The 18,662-nt window shown below is 55.6% G+C and carries 14 protein-coding genes; 8 read left to right on the forward strand and 6 right to left on the reverse strand.

Annotated features, from left to right (window positions below; translation table 11 throughout):
* Nucleotides 1-77 precede the first annotated feature (77 nt).
* Entirely contained in the window at nucleotides 78-1,085 is a 1,008-nt protein-coding gene (gene ltaE / locus ACQYWX_RS03530) for a low-specificity L-threonine aldolase (protein ID WP_216736398.1), read from the reverse strand.
* Between the two features lie 317 nt (nucleotides 1,086-1,402).
* Between ltaE and ACQYWX_RS03535 the strand changes: the two genes are divergently transcribed.
* The 4 genes from ACQYWX_RS03535 (at nucleotide 1,403) to ACQYWX_RS03550 (ending at nucleotide 7,919) form a co-directional block, all read left to right on the forward strand.
* A complete protein-coding gene (locus tag ACQYWX_RS03535) occupies nucleotides 1,403-3,190 on the forward strand; it encodes a GAF domain-containing protein (protein ID WP_279504153.1) in 1,788 nt (595 codons plus the stop codon).
* A 205-nt stretch (nucleotides 3,191-3,395) separates the two neighbouring features.
* Nucleotides 3,396-4,004, forward strand: coding sequence for a hypothetical protein (locus tag ACQYWX_RS03540; protein WP_431687902.1), 609 nt, complete (start codon nucleotides 3,396-3,398; stop codon nucleotides 4,002-4,004).
* Nucleotides 3,994-6,498 carry an ATP-binding protein gene (locus ACQYWX_RS03545; protein ID WP_431687903.1) on the forward strand — a complete coding sequence of 835 codons (2,505 nt, stop codon included), beginning with the start codon at nucleotides 3,994-3,996 and terminating at the stop codon, nucleotides 6,496-6,498. Before ACQYWX_RS03540 ends, ACQYWX_RS03545 begins: the two co-directional genes overlap by 11 nt.
* Nucleotides 6,499-6,509: 11 nt before the next feature.
* A complete protein-coding gene (locus ACQYWX_RS03550) occupies nucleotides 6,510-7,919 on the forward strand; it encodes a response regulator (protein ID WP_127968454.1) in 1,410 nt (469 codons plus the stop codon).
* Between the two features lie 53 nt (nucleotides 7,920-7,972).
* Here the strand turns inward: ACQYWX_RS03550 and ACQYWX_RS03555 are convergent, their stop codons facing one another.
* Nucleotides 7,973-8,320 carry a YceK/YidQ family lipoprotein gene (locus ACQYWX_RS03555; protein ID WP_127968455.1) on the reverse strand — a complete coding sequence of 116 codons (348 nt, stop codon included), beginning with the start codon at nucleotides 8,318-8,320 and terminating at the stop codon, nucleotides 7,973-7,975.
* A gap of 219 nt (nucleotides 8,321-8,539) precedes the next feature.
* On the opposite strand from ACQYWX_RS03555, the gene ACQYWX_RS03560 reads away from it, so the two are divergent.
* Genes ACQYWX_RS03560 through ACQYWX_RS03570 form a run of 3 tightly spaced genes read left to right on the forward strand, consistent with a single transcriptional unit; the run spans nucleotide 8,540 to nucleotide 11,239 of the window.
* Nucleotides 8,540-9,625 carry a DUF2157 domain-containing protein gene (locus ACQYWX_RS03560; protein WP_431687904.1) on the forward strand — a complete coding sequence of 362 codons (1,086 nt, stop codon included), beginning with the start codon at nucleotides 8,540-8,542 and terminating at the stop codon, nucleotides 9,623-9,625.
* On the forward strand, nucleotides 9,618-10,715 hold the full coding sequence (locus tag ACQYWX_RS03565; protein WP_431687905.1) for a DUF4401 domain-containing protein: 1,098 nt from the start codon (nucleotides 9,618-9,620) through the stop codon (nucleotides 10,713-10,715). The genes ACQYWX_RS03560 and ACQYWX_RS03565 overlap by 8 nt, the downstream gene beginning before the upstream one ends.
* Entirely contained in the window at nucleotides 10,712-11,239 is a 528-nt protein-coding gene (locus tag ACQYWX_RS03570) for a GDYXXLXY domain-containing protein (RefSeq protein WP_431687906.1), read from the forward strand. The genes ACQYWX_RS03565 and ACQYWX_RS03570 overlap by 4 nt, the downstream gene beginning before the upstream one ends.
* A gap of 1 nt (nucleotide 11,240) precedes the next feature.
* Here the strand turns inward: ACQYWX_RS03570 and ACQYWX_RS03575 are convergent, their stop codons facing one another.
* Complete coding sequence (locus tag ACQYWX_RS03575) at nucleotides 11,241-12,530, reverse strand: MFS transporter (RefSeq protein ID WP_253938260.1); 1,290 nt, start codon at nucleotides 12,528-12,530, stop codon at nucleotides 11,241-11,243.
* 331 nt (nucleotides 12,531-12,861) lie between these two features.
* On the reverse strand, nucleotides 12,862-15,141 hold the full coding sequence (locus ACQYWX_RS03580; protein ID WP_431687907.1) for an Ig-like domain-containing protein: 2,280 nt from the start codon (nucleotides 15,139-15,141) through the stop codon (nucleotides 12,862-12,864).
* A 617-nt stretch (nucleotides 15,142-15,758) separates the two neighbouring features.
* On the opposite strand from ACQYWX_RS03580, the gene ACQYWX_RS03585 reads away from it, so the two are divergent.
* Nucleotides 15,759-16,469 carry a DUF1223 domain-containing protein gene (locus tag ACQYWX_RS03585; RefSeq protein WP_431687908.1) on the forward strand — a complete coding sequence of 237 codons (711 nt, stop codon included), beginning with the start codon at nucleotides 15,759-15,761 and terminating at the stop codon, nucleotides 16,467-16,469.
* Between the two features lie 17 nt (nucleotides 16,470-16,486).
* Here ACQYWX_RS03585 and ACQYWX_RS03590 read toward each other — a convergent pair whose 3' ends face one another.
* Nucleotides 16,487-16,957: a type III secretion system chaperone gene (locus tag ACQYWX_RS03590; protein ID WP_216736407.1), complete on the reverse strand. Its 471-nt coding sequence runs from the start codon at nucleotides 16,955-16,957 to the stop codon at nucleotides 16,487-16,489.
* A 228-nt stretch (nucleotides 16,958-17,185) separates the two neighbouring features.
* Nucleotides 17,186-18,616, reverse strand: coding sequence for a dihydrolipoyl dehydrogenase (gene lpdA, locus ACQYWX_RS03595; RefSeq protein ID WP_431687909.1), 1,431 nt, complete (start codon nucleotides 18,614-18,616; stop codon nucleotides 17,186-17,188).
* Nucleotides 18,617-18,662: the final 46 nt, after the last annotated feature.

Here is an 18,662-nt window from a genome sequence, read left to right on the forward strand (position 1 = left end):
AAAAAGGGAACTGTTTGTAGCGTTACTGAGCGGGGAAAGTATTGGAGCCTTTATCCAGACTCCAATATACGTAGCGCTTATTTTTTAAATGCCTGCAGCGCTTGCATCAGGCGATCGACGTCATCCCTTGAGATATCGAGGTGCGTAACAAACCTGATCATTGGTGACGGAGAAATTAAGATATTTTGTGACTTCAGATACTGCGCCAGCGCGTTGAGGTCGTCCCCCCGGTAGGCGGCGAACACCATGTTGGTCTGCACCAGACTTATATCTATGTCGAACAGGTTGGTCTCCGCCAGACGTTGCGCCAGATAAGCGGCGTTGTCGTGATCCTCTTGTAGACGTTCAACCCCTGATTGCAACGCAATGATGCCTGCTGCGGCCAGGACGCCAGCTTGCCGCATGCCGCCGCCACAGACTTTTCGCCAGCGCCGGGCGGTGTCGATAAAGGCCTTGTCGCCGCACAAGAGTGAGCCAACCGGCGCGCCGAGGCCTTTTGACAGGCAAATGGAGACGGAGTCGAAGTATTGCGTGACCTCTTTGGGTTCAATGCCTTGCTTGACGGTCGCATTGAACAGGCGGGCTCCGTCCAGGTGAGTGGCGAGGCCCCGGCGGCGGGCAAGGTCCGTTGCGTTTCGGATGTAATCTTGCGGAATCACCTTGCCGCCTATCGTGTTTTCCAGGCTTAGCAGACGGGTGCGTGCGAAATGAAAGTCGTCAGGCTTGATGGCCGCCTCGATTTTCGCCAGAGGGATAGTTCCGTCCGCATCGTGCTCGATAGGTTGAGGTTGTATGCCCCCCAACACCGCTGCGCCGCCGCCTTCATATTTATAGGTGTGCGCCTGTTGGCCGACCAGGTACTCGTCGCCGCGCTGGCAGTGGGTGAGCAACGCCAGTAGATTGGTCTGGGTGCCGCTGCAGGCGAACAAGGCGGCTTCATAGCCCAGCATCTCCGCCGCCATGTCCTGCAAGCGGTTAACCGTTGGGTCATCGCCGTAGACATCATCGCCGACTTCTGCGGCCGCCATGGCGGCTCTCATGGTCTGGCTGGGGCGGGTGACAGTGTCGCTGCGAAAATCAATCATAATTGGATCCCAATGCGATAGAATGTTCTGTTTTGACCGGGCTGCTCAAATCATTGACGCCGAATATCCTGTCCGTGAGGACAGGAACGAGTTGTCAAGCCAATACTAATTTGGTAATTCTGAGCGCCCCTGACTTTTTTTAAAGGACTAGACCAGAGCGAATATTACGGATTAATCGCGAAATTGCGGAGCCTGGCCCTCCCAATTGTGTTAAAGTTACGTGTTACTACGTATGCCTCTGTAGTCGACGGTTTATGCGGCTAAATAAACCGTATTGAGGGTAGTAAGGATTAACACGCCCAGATTCGGACGACAATGTGTTTCGAACCAAAAGACGTAGAGCCAAGCACTCGATCCAGTTCCATTTGGCGATGGCCTTTATTGCGCTGTTACTGACCTTCGGCGCGGTATTGGGCTGGTTTCATCACCAGAAAATGTCGGACATATTCATAACGTCCACCCATCACTTGTTCGATAGAGTGGCCACGGACGTTAGCGGCGCGTTTTACGCAGGCTACTCTCCCGTTTCCGCCACCGTCAAACTACTCTCACTATCGCCGTTGATGCAGGAAAGCGACCTCGAAGGCCGCTTACAGCACTTACCCAGCCTGGTCGCCGTTTTACGGGCGCAGCCGCAAGTCGCCGCGTTATCCGTAGGGTATGCGGACTCCGAATACTTCATCATTCGCAACCTGAACTCGGAATATCTGCTGAAACGTTTTGACGCGCCATTGGGCGCCCATTATGTGGTGGACAATATCGAGCGCAGCGACGGCGCCAACGCTTTCATGCGCTTTTACTACGATGAAGCGCTGAATCGAATTGGCGAGAAAGACCTCGGCTACTCCAATTACGATCCCACCGTGCGTCCCTGGTATCGTCTGGCGGCCTATACTCGCGACGTCACCACCACGCAGCCTTATTTGTATTATTTTATCGGTAAGGTCGGAGTGACGGCGGTAAAGCAGGACCCCGCCAGCGGCGCGGTGTTCGCGGCGGACATCACCCTGGAGTCGCTGTCGCAGACTTTGCAGGAGAATCGAGTCAGTCCTTCGTCGCAAATGCTGATCTATACCCATGACGGTAGTGTGATCGGTAGTCTGGACCCCGCCACCATAGTCGTGGATAACGACCCCGAGAAATTGCGCATCCTGCAACTGGCGGACCTGAAAAGTCCTGAGATTCGCGACTTCATCGCGCGGCAGAAGGAATCCGCTGGCTCCGACTTCTTCTTTGACTCCCACGGCGAACGTTGGTTGGGAGTGACCCGTCCCGTTAACCTGGTGGGCTTCACCGCTAACCTGATGATACTGGCGCCGGAGTCCGAGCTGTTGGCGGAGGCGTACGAAATCACTAATCAATCAGGCATTATCACTCTGGTTATCGTGATACTGGCCTTGCCGTTCGCCCTGTTTTTCGCCAATCAAATTGCGCGCCCGCTCAGAAATCTGGCGGAGGAAACCCGCCGTATCCAGCGCCTGGATTTTGTGTCGCCATTAACTGTGAAGTCATCTATTAGCGACATCGACTCCCTGGCGTCCGCGATAGAACTGATGAAGAACACCATCAGCCGCTTCACTGGGCTGACTCGTACTCTGGCGGAAGAGCAGGATTTCGAGCGCCTGCTGCATGAGGTGTCCCTGAATGCGATGCATATGAGTCAGGCGGAAGGGTCGCTGGTCTACCTGATCGACCCTGAAGAGGAGCATTTGTGGCCGGCGTGTTTCCAGACGCGTCATGGCGCTAAAACTCATCACGCAATGCCGTCGCTGCGTTTGTCTGATCAGAATATCGCCTTTGTGCAGGCGACTTATCAAGAGGACCTGAGCGTCATCGCCGTCACCTACGATTCCGCAGCCCGTTGCGGCACCCATGAGAGCCTGCTGAATCACGTCGGCAGCGAACGCCTCAGCGCTGTGGCGATGCCGCTCAAGAATCGCCAGGGGCGTCGCATTGGTCTGCTCTGTCTGCTGTTTCAACCCGATGAAGAAAATGGCCTGTCCGCGCCGGAGGAGAGGCTGGCGTTCGTGCGGGCGCTGGCGGGCCTGTGCGCCCTTTCCATCGACAGCGGATATCGCGCCAGTCCCCGCAAGCAGGCGGTCTGAGGCTAAGCGGCCCGCATAGCGGGCTATGCCATCTCTCAACTTGATTTATAATTCGATTCGTGGAAAGGTTGTGCCCACTCATGCGGATCAAATTAGCGAACAAATAATGCCGAAACGTCAACAGCCTCTTGGCGTCCGAACAGGCGACGAATATGCAGCGCGAGCGCGTCGCCGCAAGTCATGCGGCAAGCTCCAATAAGCCTGTATGCCAATTCATTTTGTTACCGGCTCGCATAATTTCAGGCGGCTTCTATCCTTACTCCTGTTGCTTCTCAGTTGCGCCTGGGCGTTAACGGCGCATGCGGACACCATGGAGGAGCGCCGCATCCGCACCGGCTTGAAGTTATTCCGCTCCCTGCTGGCGGCGGATCAGGATATCGAGTCCAAGAAGACCCACGACGATTATTTAAAAATAGTGCTTATATACGCCAACAACAGCGCCAAAGCGGAATTCTATGGCCGTGAGCTGTTGGAGCTGGGCGAGGGCGAGCTGCAGGCGCGGGTGCGAGGGCTGCCCATTCGGGTTGAGATCTCCAATGATTTCGCCTTGAGCAAATATCAGACAGCGCCGCCCGCCGGTATTTTCATCATTGAAAAACTGTTTGACGACGAACTTAAGCAACTGATCGAGTTCGGCGTCGACAAACAGGTGGTGCTTTTCTCACCGTTTGAAGGGGATGTGTCCAAAGGCGTTTTGGGCGGACTGGCGGTCGAGGCGCATATAAAGCCTTACATCAATTTGCAGACGTTGGCGGAATCGCAGATTCGTATCAAAGCGTTTTTTCTGAAGGTGGCGAAAACATATGGCCCGTGACATCCGTGCAGAGCGATCCCGCGTGCCTATCGCCGCCACGCTTGCGTTTTCATTGCTGGCGCTGGCGTTGGAAGGCGTATTGGCGGTTTATTGGTTTCTCGGTCTGGAGCCCCGTTTAAGCGAAGAAGCGCAGGCGAACGCCCAGATACTGGCCTACTCCCAGGGAGTGGCGTTGGCGGATGTGCTGACGGAGCATCCTGGTCAGCCGGTGGACCGGGAGCGGGTGGAGCGGGTGATTGATCAGATTCTGCTGCTGACCGACCCGGTATCGGAGACGCCTTTTTTCCAGAGCGTGACGCTGGAACTGGACTACACCACGTTGAATGCGCCATCAGGGATTCTCAATCGCACCTGGGGCGTGCGCAAATGCGCAGGTTGCTACGCCGCTCAAATTGAGCTGTATTCCAGGGTGACAGACGAACTTCTAGGCGTCGCGCGTTTTGAAGTCAGCCATCTTTTCTTCAGCAAGCTCAAGCGCAACATGCAGCATGCGTTTTTAATGGACGCCTTATTGACGCTATGTCTGTTGCTCATCGCCTGGGTGGCGATCAACATCCTGATACGGAAACTGCGTGGTGAGATAGACGCGCGTAAGCAGACGGAAAAAGAGCTGATTCTCGCCAAAGAGCAGGCTGAAACCGCCAGTGAAGCCAAGAGTTTCTTCGTCGCCAACGTCAGCCATGAGATTCGCACGCCCATGAATGCGATATTGGGGATGTGCTATCTGATGCAGCGTACGGACCTGGATGCAAGGCAGACAGATTTCCTCACCCGCATTAACGTCGCCGCCAAGTCGCTGCTGGCGCTGATCAATGACATTCTCGATTTCTCCAAGATCGAAGCGGGCAAGCTCAAGATTGAAAACAGGCCCTTTACCCTCGATGGCGTTCTACAGCAGTTGGCGCAAATGGAAGCGGCGAAGGCGGCGGAGAAGCAACTGGAGCTGATCTTTTCCGTTTCCCAGGACGTGCCGCAGCGACTGAAAGGGGACCCGGATCGTCTGGGACAGATCCTGCTCAATCTGGTGAATAACGCGATTAAGTTCACGGAGCGAGGCAAAATTGTGGTGACGGTGCGTCTGTACAAGAAAGAAGCCGGCGAGGAAGGACCGGTGATGCTGCGCTTTTCCATCCGTGACACCGGCGTGGGCATTGCGCCGAAAAATCTGTCGCGCCTGTTCGCTGCATTCAGTCAGGTGGATAGCCGTTTAAGTCGGCGTTATGAAGGCACTGGCCTGGGGCTCGCCATCTGTAAGCAACTGGTGCAGTTGATGGGGGGCAAGATCTGGGCGAAGAGCACGCCAGGAAAAGGCAGCACATTTGTATTCACGGCTGGTTTCCAAGTGGATACGGACGAGGCTCCGCCGCCACAGGAAGTGAAAGAAGTCGGTCCTGTGGCCCGTCCAAGGGTATCTGGCAAAGTGCTGGTGGTGGAGGATAATCCGGGTAACCAGGAAGTGGCTCGTCATCTGCTGGGGGATCTGGGGTTACATGTAGACATCTGCAACAACGGCTTGCAGGCCATTAACCGTATCAAAGACGCCTTGTATCGCAAAGAAGGACTCTGGGATCTGATATTCATGGATATTCAGATGCCCGAGATGGATGGCTTGCAGGCGACGCAATTGTTGCGCAAACTGCCGGGTCTGGATAAAACGCCGGTTGTCGCCATGACGGCGATGGCGATCGCCGGTGATAAAGAACGTTGCCTTAAGGCGGGTATGAATGATTATATTACCAAGCCTATCGACGTTAACCAGTTGTACCGGACGTTAAAGGCCTGGATGCGGGAAGCGCCTCCAAGCAGGCGAACAGAGGCTGCCGAGTCCACTGTGGACAAGCCCGCCCGTAAGATCACGGAGAACTCCATTGAACTGGATCTGCCGGGGATCGACTGGCAGCAAGCGCAAGCGCGCTTCCTGGGCAATATATCGCTGCTGCTGCATCTGGTCGTGGATTTTATTGAAAACAATTCTCACGCCTGCGCCCGTTTGCAGGACATGCTGGACCAGGGCGATGAGCAGGGGGCTGAACATTTGGCCCATAGCCTGAAAGGCGAAGCCGGTAATCTCGGCGCCGAGGGTGTGTATCAAGCCGCCATGACTCTGGAAAAGGAAATACGCCTGGGGCAGGTGAGAAACGAGTCCCTGGTGGTGCTGGCGGACGCACTGGACGAAATGTCCGGCTCTGCGCGTCAGGCGGAGCTGCTGTTGCTGGAACTGGAAAGCAACGGCGAACCCGAGCCGCAGCCTCAAAACGAGGATGGGCCGTTAGCCCGGGGGGCATTGCTTGAAATACTGGATGAGCTGGAAAAACTTATTTCCAGCAATAACTTACGCGCCAGGGACGTCGCTAAAGAAGTCAATGCGTACGTATTAAGTGACGCCGCAAAGAGAGAAAATCAGGATTTGCTATTAAACTTACAGAAGTTGAACTTTAAAGAGGCGCTGGAAGCGTTGAGACGTTTGCGAAACCTGATACGAACAGACGATTAGAGCGACGACCTATGGCTAAGCAACAACCGGCCGGGCGTATTTTGGTGGTGGATGATCAGGCCACCAATATTGAGCTTCTGCATAACATCTTCAAAGAAGTGCACGAAGTGGAGTTCGCCATGACTGGCGAAGAGGCGCTGGAAATGGCGATCCGGGACTTACCGGACATTATCTTGCTAGATATCCAGTTGCCCGGCATGGATGGCTTTGAAGTATGCCGCAGGCTTAAAAGCAACGCGAATACCCGGCATATTCCCGTCATTTTTCTGACTGCGAAAAATGACGTGGACGACATGGTCAACGGCTACAAACAAGGCGCCGTGGACTATGTCATCAAACCGTTTAATTGGTTCGAACTCATCGCCAAGGTCAACACGCAGTTGGTGTTGCGGGAAATGAAGTCGGAACTGCGCAACGCCCAGGAGCGGGAAGAGTTATTCCTGCGCCAGATTCAGCTGTCTTTGGAAGAAACTGAGCTGACTCTGGGAGGCGGCAGACCGCAGACCAAGCAGCGTGTTCTTATCGTGGACGATTCCGTCAGCAATATTGAGACTCTGGCGAGCATGCTGGGGGACGAGTATGAGCTGTTCTTTGCTGTCAATGGCGAGCAGGCCAAGCAGATCGCCCGTGAGGCGCATCCGCATCTGATCATGTTGGATGTGGTGCTGCCGGACACGGACGGCTATCAGGTCTGCAAACAGCTGAAGCGTGAACCGGAAACCCGCGATATCCCCATCGTGTTCGTCACCTCGCGGGACTCTGCGGAAGACGAGACGCGCGGCCTGGAAGCCGGCGCCATCGATTACATTATCAAACCTTACAGCCACTCTATCGTCAAAGCGCGAACGCGTAACTTGCTGGAACTGGTGCGCAATCGGGATTTGTTAAAGAAGCTAACCTTGACCGATGCGCTCACTGGCGTGCCGAACCGGCGCAATTTCCAGGAAGTCTATCGTCGCGAATGGTTCCGCGCCTGCCGGGCGCGAGAGCCGTTATCGTTGATTATGATCGATATTGATAACTTCAAGCGATTCAATGACTTCTATGGTCACCCCGCCGGCGACGCCTGCCTGCAGAAAGTGGCGAAGATGATTTACCAGGTGCGCAAGCGCAACACGGACTTTGTCGCCCGCCTGGGTGGGGAAGAGTTCGTGGTCATTCTGCCAGACACGGATGCGGAAGGCGGTCAGCGATTCGCTGACGCCATGTTGAACGCCGTGCACAAACTGGCGATCGCCCATGAACATAATGACGGCAAGAAGATCGTCACCATCAGCGCCGGGCTGGTGACATGCTATCCCGGCCCACACATCAGTCGCGAAAACCTGCTGTCCACCGCCGACGAATGCCTGTATCAGGCCAAGAAGGAAGGGCGTAACCGGGTATGCAGTCGCATGGAGCCGCCGGACGACCCGGCGTAAACTCCACGTCTTAGATTACTTTCAGGCGCATTTTCTAACGAGAGGCCCCGCGATCATTTGATGCGGATATTGCCTTGCTCTGATTGCTTGAAAATGGTGTAGGGCAGGGACAACGTATCGAGCACGCCTGATACGACCAAATCCACTACTAACATGTGCGCTTCTCCATCCGTCGCCTGCCAGGTGTGAATGGGGGCGGGTGCGCCATGCAGGCGGCACAGGTCATAGGCGACGCCGCTGTAGACCCGGGGAATGGACTCACAATGAGTGCCGATTTCGTTGAGGTTGCGCGCGGCGACGTCATCGCCGCGCATGACGGTGTTTACTGTGCCACAGCCGGTAAAAGCCGTGACGGAGACAGCCGCGAGGCTGCCCAGAATGGCGGTTTTTAATATATTCATTGTTGGCGGATTAACTGCTGTATTTGTTGTTTAGTTATTGTTTTTCTTTATCTATTTTTATGAGTCGGCGCGATGTCGACGAAGAAAAATTCTAGCCAAAAGATCAGCCTTTTGGCGTGAACTTCATCAACATTGTCAACCAGACTTGGTTATAGAAAAGTATTCTAATAAGCGAGTCTGGGATAGACTACCGTCTAATGACCCTATGAAAATCCGCCTATGCAGACGAACCAGAATTTACCTCCTTCCACCGCAAAAGAAGCCGCCGAGCTGCCTCTCTCCCGCGCCTTGATATTTTGTCTCGCCAATGAGTTGCAATGGGATCAGACGACTCTGGATCGCGCGTTGGACCATGCCGGTTATCAGACCTCTCGCCCGGATTGGCTCGCCAGATGCCGCCTGTTTTTTATGTTGTGCGGCGCGGCGTTGATATTAGCCGGCGTCGCCGCATTCTTTGCCTTCAACTGGCAGGATCTGCACAAATTCGCCAAATTCGCTTTGATCCAGGCGGGTGTCGTAGCAGGAGCCTGGGGCGCCTGGCGTAAAGGGCTGGATAGCATCGTCGGGCGTTGCTGCCTGTTCGCCGCCGCGTTTTTGACGGGCGTTCATTTGGCGGTGTATGGACAGATCTATCAGACTGGCGCGGATCCATACGGACTCTTTGTCGCCTGGGGCGTTCTCGTGGCGGCCTGGGTGGCGATTGGACGACAGCCAGGCTTATGGATGCTGGCGGCGGTGCTGGCCAATCTGGCCCTGATTCTCTATTGGACGCAGATGCTCTATCCCCACTCAAGCTGGAGCGAAGACTTTGGCGGGCCATTGCTGATGCTTGGGCAAATGGTGTGGGACCAAGGGCTGGCGCTGTCGCTCTTGTTGCTGAATGGCCTGGTGCTGGTCACATGGGAATATAGCGCCGAACGCGGCGTGTCCTGGATGCGGGGACGCTGGTTTCCTAGGGTTATCAGTACGGGCGTATTGGCGTTAATGGCCTGCGCCAGCTTGTCCGTCATTTTTGATGGGTGGGAGCATGGCGGACGCCTCGCTCCATTAACGCCTCTAGGTTTCATTGTGGTAGTGGGCGGTTGCCTTTGGTTTTATCAGCGCCGCAAGCCTGATTTGCTGATTCTGGCTGAATGCGCCTTAGCCATCATTTTGGTGTTGAACTCCCTGATAGCAAGACTTTGGGCGGATTCATTCGAGTTCGCGTTGTTCATGGCGTTGCTGGTGATCGGGCAAACCGCCTTCGCCGCACTCTGGTTGCGTGAGCTGGCGCGTAAGATTCGTAAGGGAGCTTCCCATGCGTAACGATAAATTAACGCTGGCGCAGCTCCTGGAGCGCATGCGGACGGAGAATTCCGCGATTACTGCAGCATCGGAATTACCCGCGTCGTTACAGCAACGGCTGTTGCAGTTTGAGGAGCAGCCCTGGTTCATCAAGGCGCTGGTGGGCTTCGGCGCCTGGTTGGGCAGTTGGCTGTTTATCGCCTTCGCATTAGGCGTTAGCTTGATGGCTTCTGATGGGGGCTATGTCGCCCTGGGGCTAATATTCATCGTTGGCGCGACTGTTCTGAGTCGTTTAGTGGATCACCTGTTCATTAACCAAGTGGCGTTGGCGACCAGCATGGCTGGCCAGTTGATGCTGGGCTTTGGTCTGGAAGAGATGGATCTGGTTGACGATGTGGAAGGCATACTGGCGACGCTGATCATGCTTAATCTGGCGTTGATTCCGCTGTTCGCAGACCGTGCGCATCGCTTTTTGTCCGTACTCTTTATCTGCATCGCGACAGCCATACTGCTGTATATCCACAAGCAACAGGCGCTGATACCCGTAGCGCCGCCTCTGTTGGCGGCGGGATTCGCCTGGCTGACCCTGAATGACTCGCAGAGTGGGTTACGCCGATACGAAGCTCTGACGTCCCCTCTCGCGGCGGGCATGATCGTCGCTGCGTTAGGATGGTTATTATTGTCGACGGTTTATGTGCTGCCGGATCTGCTGGATGATTTTGTGTTTTACCCCAACCCCTGGATTTCCACTTTGGGAATAGCGGCGGTTTTAATCTGGTCGATATGGCGAGTGTTGTTTCCTGTCTTTGGCGAAGACAAGCGTGCGCCAGCAATCCTGATCGCGACGGTGCTTATTACTGCGGTAACCGCGCATAACGCCCCGGGGTTGATGGTCGCTTCTCTGGCTCTGGTGGTGGGCGTCGCGCAATGTCGCACGTTTTATATCGGTCTGGGCGTCGTGTTTTTGTCCGTGTTTCTGACCACTTACTTCTACGGAATCGAAATCAGCCTGTTGGCGAAGTCAATCAGTCTGGTTGCGACAGGCGCGGTCCTGATTGGCGTGCGCAAATTGCTGGATCGCATTGTCGTTGAAGAGGGGGCCAGATCATGACTGAGATGATGCGCAGACGAATTCTCTGGGGCGGCCTGACGCTGGTCCTACTGGTATGCAACGGGCTGATCATCGCCAAAGAAAGACTGCTGGCTAGCGGTGAAACCGTGCTGTTGGAACTTGCTCCTCGCGATCCCCGCTCGATTATGCAGGGAGACTATATGCGCCTGCGTTATTCGCTGATCCGGCAAATCGACAATGCGCTGGGTGATCAGGAAGACGTTGTGACGGCGGACGGCTATGTGATTGCGACGCTGGATGAGGATAACGTCGCTCGCTTTCAACGCCTGGCGCAATCGGCGGATGAGGCGGGCTCATCCGAGGTGGCGCTGCTGTATCGGATCAGAGGCGGACGGATCAACATTGCTTCGGACGCGTTTTTCTTTCAGGAAGGGTTTGGCGAGTTTTATGAAGCCGCCCGCTATGGAGAAGTGAGAGTGAGCACAGGCGGCGACGTATTGCTGGTTGGGCTGCGGGACCGCGACAAGCGCCCCATGCAGCCGGCTTTGTCGGAAGCGGAGTAGGTTACGCCGCTTGTTCTTCTTCGCTGTTTTCCTCGTCCGTGATCTCTTCATGATCCGAACGCGGGTCGAATTCCGCCATCACCGGCGTATTCGGCGTAGTCAGCGTGTAAGCCTGGTGTTCTTCCAGGGGCACAGGCGTTCTGACTCTCCGACGCCATAACAGGAACCCAACCAGGGCGAGGGAAACGGCGGCGAAGTAAGTGAAGATGCCCTTTGGTCCCATCATAGAAACGAAGGCCGGCTCCACCAGTGGTCCGGTCATCGCGCCGATGCTGTAAGCAATCAGCAGCCCCTGATTGGCGCTGATCACCTGCTCCGGCTGCAACTCATCGCAGGCGTGGCTGAGACTGATAGGATAAATAGAGAACGCGACGCCCCCCAACAGGAAGATCATCAGCGCCATTGTGGCGTTGCTGCCGCCAGCGCCATAGCTCATCAGACTCATGATGCTGCTGAGAATAGCCAGCGCCGCCGCCAGCGCTGTCAGCGTCAGACGACGGTCATAGCGGTCTGACGCGCGGCCGACCGGATATTGCAGCGCCATGCCGCCGACGATCACCACCGCCATCAGGTTGGCGACCCAATCCAAGTCATAGCCGGACTGGGTGAAGAACAGCGGTAACAGCCCGTACACCACACCCAACACCATTCCCGACATGAAACTGCTCAGTACGCCAGCCGGTGTAAGGCGAATCAGCTCCACCATACTCAACGGATGCGGCTCGCCCATTTCCGGCATAGGCACGCGAGTAAGAGAAAGCGGCACCACGGACAGTGAGGCGGCGATAGCGGCTAACGCGAAAGGAATCAACGTTAAAGGATCGATGTACTTAAGCAACAGCTGTCCACTCGCCAGCGAGGCGTAGAAGAGAATCATGTAGACCGCCATCACCTTGCCGCGGTTTTCGGAAGAGCTGGACACCAGCATCCATGATTCAATGACGACTAACAGGCCGCCAGTGGCGAAACCGCCCAGCAGACGCAGAAAGGCCCAGGTGTAAGGCTCCACCACCAGTCCATACATGATGGCGACGCTGGCCAGCATAGATGCGTACGCCGCGTAGGCGCGGATATGGCCGACCCGGATAATGAGTTTGGCGTTGACGAATGAACCGATCACCAGACCCGCGAAATACGCGGTGGAAATCATACCGATGGCGAAGGTGGAAACATTCTCCGCGGACATGCGCAGGGTCAGTAACGTGGTTAACAGGCCATGGCCGACAACAAAGATCAGCATGCTGAAGAGAGGAGGTATGACGCCAAGGGCGCCTGAACGGGGGGCTGACATGGTCAGACTCATAGTGGAAACGAACTCACTTTGGTAAAACAAGAGACATGCGCATTTTTCTGGGGACTATAGTGTATGCAGTTATTTATTCAAGTGAGTGAGGGTACGTGAAGATACCTGTAACGGCGGTCTTATTCGGCGAGGAGTGGTGGCGGATCTAGTGTATCTATTTGTTTTGTATTGAAATATCTGTTTGATAAGTTTTGTGTGGAAATTGTAATTGGCGAATTGTTGGCCGATTAGGTTAATCGATATACGCAGTGGCGCGAGGGATTGGAGAAGGGATAACAGTGGTGGAAAAAAGGGCGCCGAAAGGCGCCCAAGGCAGGGACTATAAACCGTTGAGGAACGGCTTATGGTTCTTCAGATATTCGTTGTTGTTGACGCGATCCCAGTTGATGGACCAGGTCATCAGACCTTTGAAGCCAGGATAACCATCAGGATTCTGTAACTGGTAAGATCCGCCGAAAGATTGCCCTTTCACCAGATAATTCACCGCTTGATGTACGACCGAGGGCGAGGTGTAGCCGCTGCCTGCGGCTGAAGCTGAGGCGGGCAGGCCAATCGCCACTTTTTCCGCTGGCAGGGGCGGGAAGCGGTTGTTGGCATTGCCGCCTACAGGGAAACCAGCCAACAGCATTTCCGCCATGGCGACATGGAAGTCGGCAGTGCTGACGCTGTAGCACTTGCCGTCCAGCCCCAGCATGCAGCCGGAGTTATAGTGCTGCACATGAATGAAGCTGAGTTCATTGCGCAAGGCGTGAATGACCGGCAAGTAAGCGCCTGAGCCGCCGCCATAAGCGCTGAAGCCGCCCTGAACATAGTAGGTTTCCGGCGCCATGGTCAGCATCAGGTTGCCGCCGAAATTGCCGATGATGCGCTTGCTGGCGGAGATCAGATGCGTCAGTACCGGAGATTTCGGATTTTTGAAGTCGGTGTCGCCAGCATCCAGAGACAAAGAGCTGCCCTCCAGATCGATATCGAACCCGTCGAAGCCGTATTCGCGAATCAGCGCCGTCATACTGTCGACGAATTCCTGCTCTGCGTTGGCGTCCGTCAGCTTCACCACGGCTTCCGCGCCGCCGATGGAGATAATGACCTTTTGACCGCGGGCCTGTACAGCGGCGATATCCGCTTTCATCTGCGCCGGTGAAATCTGGAACGGAGAGAATTCCATGTCGGAATGGCTGCCCAGTTTGGGTGTGGCGAAGGCGACATCAATCACATCCCAGTCCGCTGAGACATCCGGCAGTCTGACGAAGCCGGAGCCATTGTCGAAGTTGTGCCAGTAACCGACGATAACGCGATCAGACGTCTTGCCGCCAAGCACAGTCACCAGGATGGGCGTGGACATGGCCTCGTATCCGTCTTTGTCCGTCGCAGTGACGGTAAGCTGGTATTGGCCTTCCGCAGCAGGCGTCCAGTTACTTTGATAGGGGGCGCTGGCGTCTGAGGAAATAGAGGTTCCGTTAACAAAGAACTCCACCTTGGCGATATCTCCGTTGATGGAGCTGGCGTTGGCGTTAATGTTGACGCTGGCGCCAAGCGTGACTCGCGCATTGTTTTGCGGTGAAGTGATGGCGGTGGCGACGGCTTCGTCGCTGACGGTGATGGTGACGCTGTCGGAGGTAGTGGACTTGCCCCCATCGTCTTTAGCCACGGCGGTCAACGTATGTTGTCCGACAGGCGCGTTCAGCCACTCATAGGCGTAAGGCGTGTTTACCGTGCTGCCCAGCAGGTTTGAACCGTCGTAGAAAGAGACTTCCGTGACCACGCCGTCGCTATCGGAGGCGCTCGCCTGCAGATTGATGGCTGTTCCAGAGAGGATGATTGCGCCGTCTGCAGGATTGCTCAGGGAAACCGTCGGAGCGGCGTTGCCGTCGCTGCATACGCCAAGATCGCCCCAGGCTTGTTCCCAGTAAAGCCCTTTACCTGGTTCGTACGCCCAGGCGGCGCTGGAGGAGCACCATCCGCCGACTTTACACTCGTAAACCCGACCCAGATTTTGCACCTGGTCGCCATTGGCGTATGCGGTTCCCGCGGCGTATTGCGGGGCGTCACAGTCCGAAGAGGGCGGTTGTGTGTCGTCATCAGAGACATTAATGGAAACGGTTGCGGATTCGCCCTGTGCGGAACGGTCATCGGTAGCGACGACTTTCAGGGTATGTGCGCCAGCGGTGGCGGTCCAGGTGGCCGCATATGGCGCGGTGGCGTCCTGGGAGATTTGCGCGCCGTCTACGAAGAAGGCGACGTTGGATACTGAGCCGTCTGCATCGGAGGCTTCCGCGTTAATCGCCACCGTTGCTCCAACTTTGAATGTTTGCCCTGCGCCGGGGGAGGTCAGTTTTGCGGTGGGACGTTGATTGCCGCCGGCGCCATCACAGGCGCCTTCCGCTTTCCACTCCTGCCATTGTCCGGAGTGGACTTCCGGGTCTGCGCCCTGGTTCCACCAGTTAGCGGTGTAGGCGTTTTGCTTGTGTTGGATTGTTTTGCCGCCGACATAGACGGCGGCGGCGTCCCAGCTGCTCAGTCCTGCGCAGTCATAGGCCATTGCCGGCCCGGCTGCGATAAGCGCGGCGATAGCCGTCGCTTTAAGTCCCTGCTTAATCATTGGCGATACCTTATGTAATTGTCAGGTTAAAAGGCCGACGCGCTCACTGCGCGCGTCGGAATCTCCCGAGGAAGCTTTACGCCGGAGGGGCTGGAGCCGAGTTCACAACTTCGACATAGCCAATGCGGTATTAGCGCGCCAGCAGCCATGACGGACGGAAGACGGCGCCTGTCATGTCGCCCCCGGTAATTCGTCGCGACGAGAGTGTTTGCTGGTGCTTAATTAAGTAACGCCTTTGTCCGTGGTCATTCAGACGGGGCAAGACGTTGAAGTGGAATCGTTTTCATTATGTGTGCGAAATACTCTAGCTTTCCTTCGAAATATTGCAAACCCCCATTTGGACTACATCTGGTGATTTGGGAGATAACTGAAACGCCTGATAACGATGCTTTGGCGGGGCTTATTCTTAAGAGGCCATTGCTTTCTCTGGAAAGCGTTTTCAACGATGGCTGTCGAATCTGGATGTCGAGAAGAGACTTAAAATGGAACTAATGCATCGGGGCGTCCAGGGAACTGATTGTCTTAAGCGGACTCTAAACCGTCAGACTTTGGTTTTATTCAATGACCAGAGGCTGTCGTCTTGATGTCTACAGCCTCTGAAGCGCGAGGAGTGAAAAGTGAAAGCTAACCTGTTTGCATGCATATTATTGGCGTGGCCATTACTGGCTTCTGCGCAGGAGTTTGTCAGCGCAAAACACGCCACGGATGTGGTTGAACTCTTTACTTCAGAAGGCTGTAGCAGTTGTCCTCGGGCGGATGAGTGGTTGTCGGAAATGAAAGGGGACAAGGGGCTGTTTAAAGATTTCATCCCTATGGCGTTTCATGTGGACTATTGGAATCAGCTGGGCTGGACCGATCGCTTTTCGCGGGAGGAATACAGTGAAAGACAGCGGGATTACGTACGCTCAGGTCTGGTCGCCCATGTTTACACGCCGGGCATTGTGGTGAACAGCAAGGAGTGGCGTCGCTGGTTTTCCGGGGCGAGACGGTGGCATGGCGGTGACGCCGAGCCTGGCGTACTGTCAGCACAGTTGCAGGACGGCCGTTTACATGCCTCGTTTGCGGCTTCCAGTAAAGCCGTTTTGAACGTTGCATACCTGGGCGTGGGGCTGACGTCCGAGATCAAGGCAGGGGAAAACCGCGGACGTATGCTGATGCATGACTTTGTCGTGCTGGACAGGATGCAGACGACGGGCGCAGGGGAGTGGGACATCGAACTTCCCCCGCCGCCGCAGATAGGTCAGGAGAAAACGGCGTTGGCGATATGGGTGTCGCCGCCGGATTCTCCCCGAATTATCCAGGCTGTCGGCGGATACCTTCAGCCCTAGTGCGCCCTGTATTGACCTCAGAGCGCTTGATGGCGAGCGTGCAGGACGCTTGCGCCTAGGTGCGGACTGCACGGCTTGGGCGTGCTCTGAGGCGTCTCCAGCTCCTGCCTGAGCGATTGCCGCATGTCCATCATGTTCAGCAGGATGGCGGCCATTTCGCTGTCGTCCAGGCTGAGCGCCTCGCGACTCATGCATAGCTCCACCGCACCCGAGTGTTCCGATAGCGCAAGCCATGCCCCCAGCATGGTTTCCGGTTGTGAGTTGATGTGCAGTAGTTTGGCGTAAAACGTCTCCCTGTTGGCGTTGGGGGGCTGGGTCAGAGGCATTCTGAATACCACCGTTTCTGAATCCCGGCCGACCTGCACGTGCAAACGGGACTCCTGATCAAAGGAGAGCGTGCAGTAGCCGTTCTTCAGCGTCAGATCAACGCCGCAACGGTTTCCTATCACCTGCAGCAATTGATGAATATGCGTTTGATATAGAGTCATATTGGAACTCGCTATACTCCTGTGGTTGATACTACCCGGTATAAATGCAGCGCCGACTCGTCCTGCTGGTCATAGCGCCTCAACTTGTAAGTAACAGGGAAAGCGAAAAAGTTCCTAGTCCAAAAAGATTATGTCCGCTATGGCGAATTGCAATGGCGGCGGATTTGATTGCTCCGGGCAACAAAAAAGCCGGCGTGAAAGCCGGCTTTTGGATAGCGAGTGAGGTGATCAGGATTTCTTGATCTTCGCCATGGGGTTAGGCAGGTCGGTAATGGTTCCCGCCGCCAATTCGCCAGCCAAACCAACGGTTTCGTGCAGCGTTGGGTGAGCGTGGATAGTCAGCGCCAGATCTTCCACATCCGCGCCGAACTCAATGGCCAGACTCAATTCGCCCAGCAGTTCGCCGGCGTTGATGCCCACGATGCCGCCGCCAATCAGCGTGCCGTCTTCTTTGTAGATCAGCTTGGTTTTACCTTCGCTGCGCGCGGCGCCTAAAGCGCGTCCGCTGGCTACCCAGGGGAATACAGCGGTTTTGTAGGGGATGCCGGCTGCTTTGGCTTCTTTCTCGGTCAAACCAGTCCAGGCGATTTCCGGGTTGGTGTAGGCGATGGAAGGAATGACTTTAGGATCGAATACGCACTTGTGGCCTGCGATCACTTCCGCCGCTACATGGCCCTGATGGGTGGCTTTATGCGCCAGCATCGGGTTGCCGGCGATATCGCCGATGGCGTAGATGTGCGGTACGTTGGTGCGCTGCTGGTTGTCAGTGTTGATGAAACCGCGCTCATCCACTTGGATGCCCGCTTTTTCAGCGCCGATCTTCTTACCATTGGGTGAGCGGCCTACCGCCACCAGAATGGCGTCATAAGACTGCTGGCCTTCTGGCGCATTCTTGCCTTCGAAAGTCACGTACAGACCGTCTTTCTTCGCTTCCACCGCCGTTACCTTGGTGGACAGCATGACGTTGAACTGGTCTTTGACGAATTTGCTGTAGACGGCGATCAGGTCTTTGTCCGCAGCCGGGACCAGTTGATCAGCGAATTCGACGATGCTGACTTCGCTGCCGAGGGCTTCATATACAGTGCCCATTTCCAGACCGATGATGCCGCCGCCAACGATCAGCAGGCGTTTGGGGATTTCCTTCAACTCCAGTGCGGAGGTGGAGTCCAGAACGCGGGGATCGTCGTGAGGAATAAAAGGCAGTTTAACGCTCTGAGAACCCGCCGCGATGATGCAGTGGTCAAAGGTAATTTCGGTTTTGACGCCTTCGTTGTCCACGGTAATCTGGTTGGGGCCGGCGAATTCGCCATAGCCGTGAACTACTTTCACTTTACGGCCCTTGGCCATGCCCTGGACGCCCTGGGTCAGCTTCTTGACCGTGTTGTCTTTGAACGCGCGCACTTTATCCAGGTCTACTTCCGGCTTGGCGTATGTGACGCCCACGGCGGAGGCGGAATGCGCTTCTTCCATAACGTAAGCAACGTGCAGGAGCGCTTTGGACGGAATACAGCCTACATTAAGACAAACGCCGCCCAAGGATGAATAGCGTTCAATCAAGGTTACTTCCAAGCCCATATCCGCGGCTCTGAACGCTGCGGAGTAGCCCCCCGGTCCGCTGCCCAACACTACAACCTGGGAATGAGTCGTTTGCCCGGCCATATAGTCTCCTTAGTTGTCTTCTAGGTTAGATTTTTTACCAGCTAGG

The sequence above is a fragment of the Hahella sp. NBU794 genome (assembly GCF_050749805.1).
Taxonomy (GTDB): Bacteria; Pseudomonadota; Gammaproteobacteria; order Pseudomonadales; family Oleiphilaceae; genus Hahella.

Excerpts from the sequence above, each read along its gene's own strand:
- ltaE (WP_216736398.1), bottom strand. The coding sequence starts at position 1,085 with ATGATTGATTTTCGCAGCGACACTGTCACCCGCCCCAGCCAGACCATG.
- ACQYWX_RS03540 (WP_431687902.1), top strand. The coding sequence starts at position 3,396 with ATGCCAATTCATTTTGTTACCGGCTCGCATAATTTCAGGCGGCTTCTA.
- ACQYWX_RS03545 (WP_431687903.1), top strand. The coding sequence starts at position 3,994 with ATGGCCCGTGACATCCGTGCAGAGCGATCCCGCGTGCCTATCGCCGCC.
- ACQYWX_RS03550 (WP_127968454.1), top strand. The coding sequence starts at position 6,510 with ATGGCTAAGCAACAACCGGCCGGGCGTATTTTGGTGGTGGATGATCAG.
- ACQYWX_RS03555 (WP_127968455.1), bottom strand. The coding sequence starts at position 8,320 with ATGAATATATTAAAAACCGCCATTCTGGGCAGCCTCGCGGCTGTCTCC.
- ACQYWX_RS03560 (WP_431687904.1), top strand. The coding sequence starts at position 8,540 with ATGCAGACGAACCAGAATTTACCTCCTTCCACCGCAAAAGAAGCCGCC.
- ACQYWX_RS03565 (WP_431687905.1), top strand. The coding sequence starts at position 9,618 with ATGCGTAACGATAAATTAACGCTGGCGCAGCTCCTGGAGCGCATGCGG.
- ACQYWX_RS03570 (WP_431687906.1), top strand. The coding sequence starts at position 10,712 with ATGACTGAGATGATGCGCAGACGAATTCTCTGGGGCGGCCTGACGCTG.
- ACQYWX_RS03575 (WP_253938260.1), bottom strand. The coding sequence starts at position 12,530 with ATGTCAGCCCCCCGTTCAGGCGCCCTTGGCGTCATACCTCCTCTCTTC.
- ACQYWX_RS03580 (WP_431687907.1), bottom strand. The coding sequence starts at position 15,141 with ATGATTAAGCAGGGACTTAAAGCGACGGCTATCGCCGCGCTTATCGCA.
- ACQYWX_RS03590 (WP_216736407.1), bottom strand. The coding sequence starts at position 16,957 with ATGACTCTATATCAAACGCATATTCATCAATTGCTGCAGGTGATAGGA.
- lpdA (WP_431687909.1), bottom strand. The coding sequence starts at position 18,616 with ATGGCCGGGCAAACGACTCATTCCCAGGTTGTAGTGTTGGGCAGCGGA.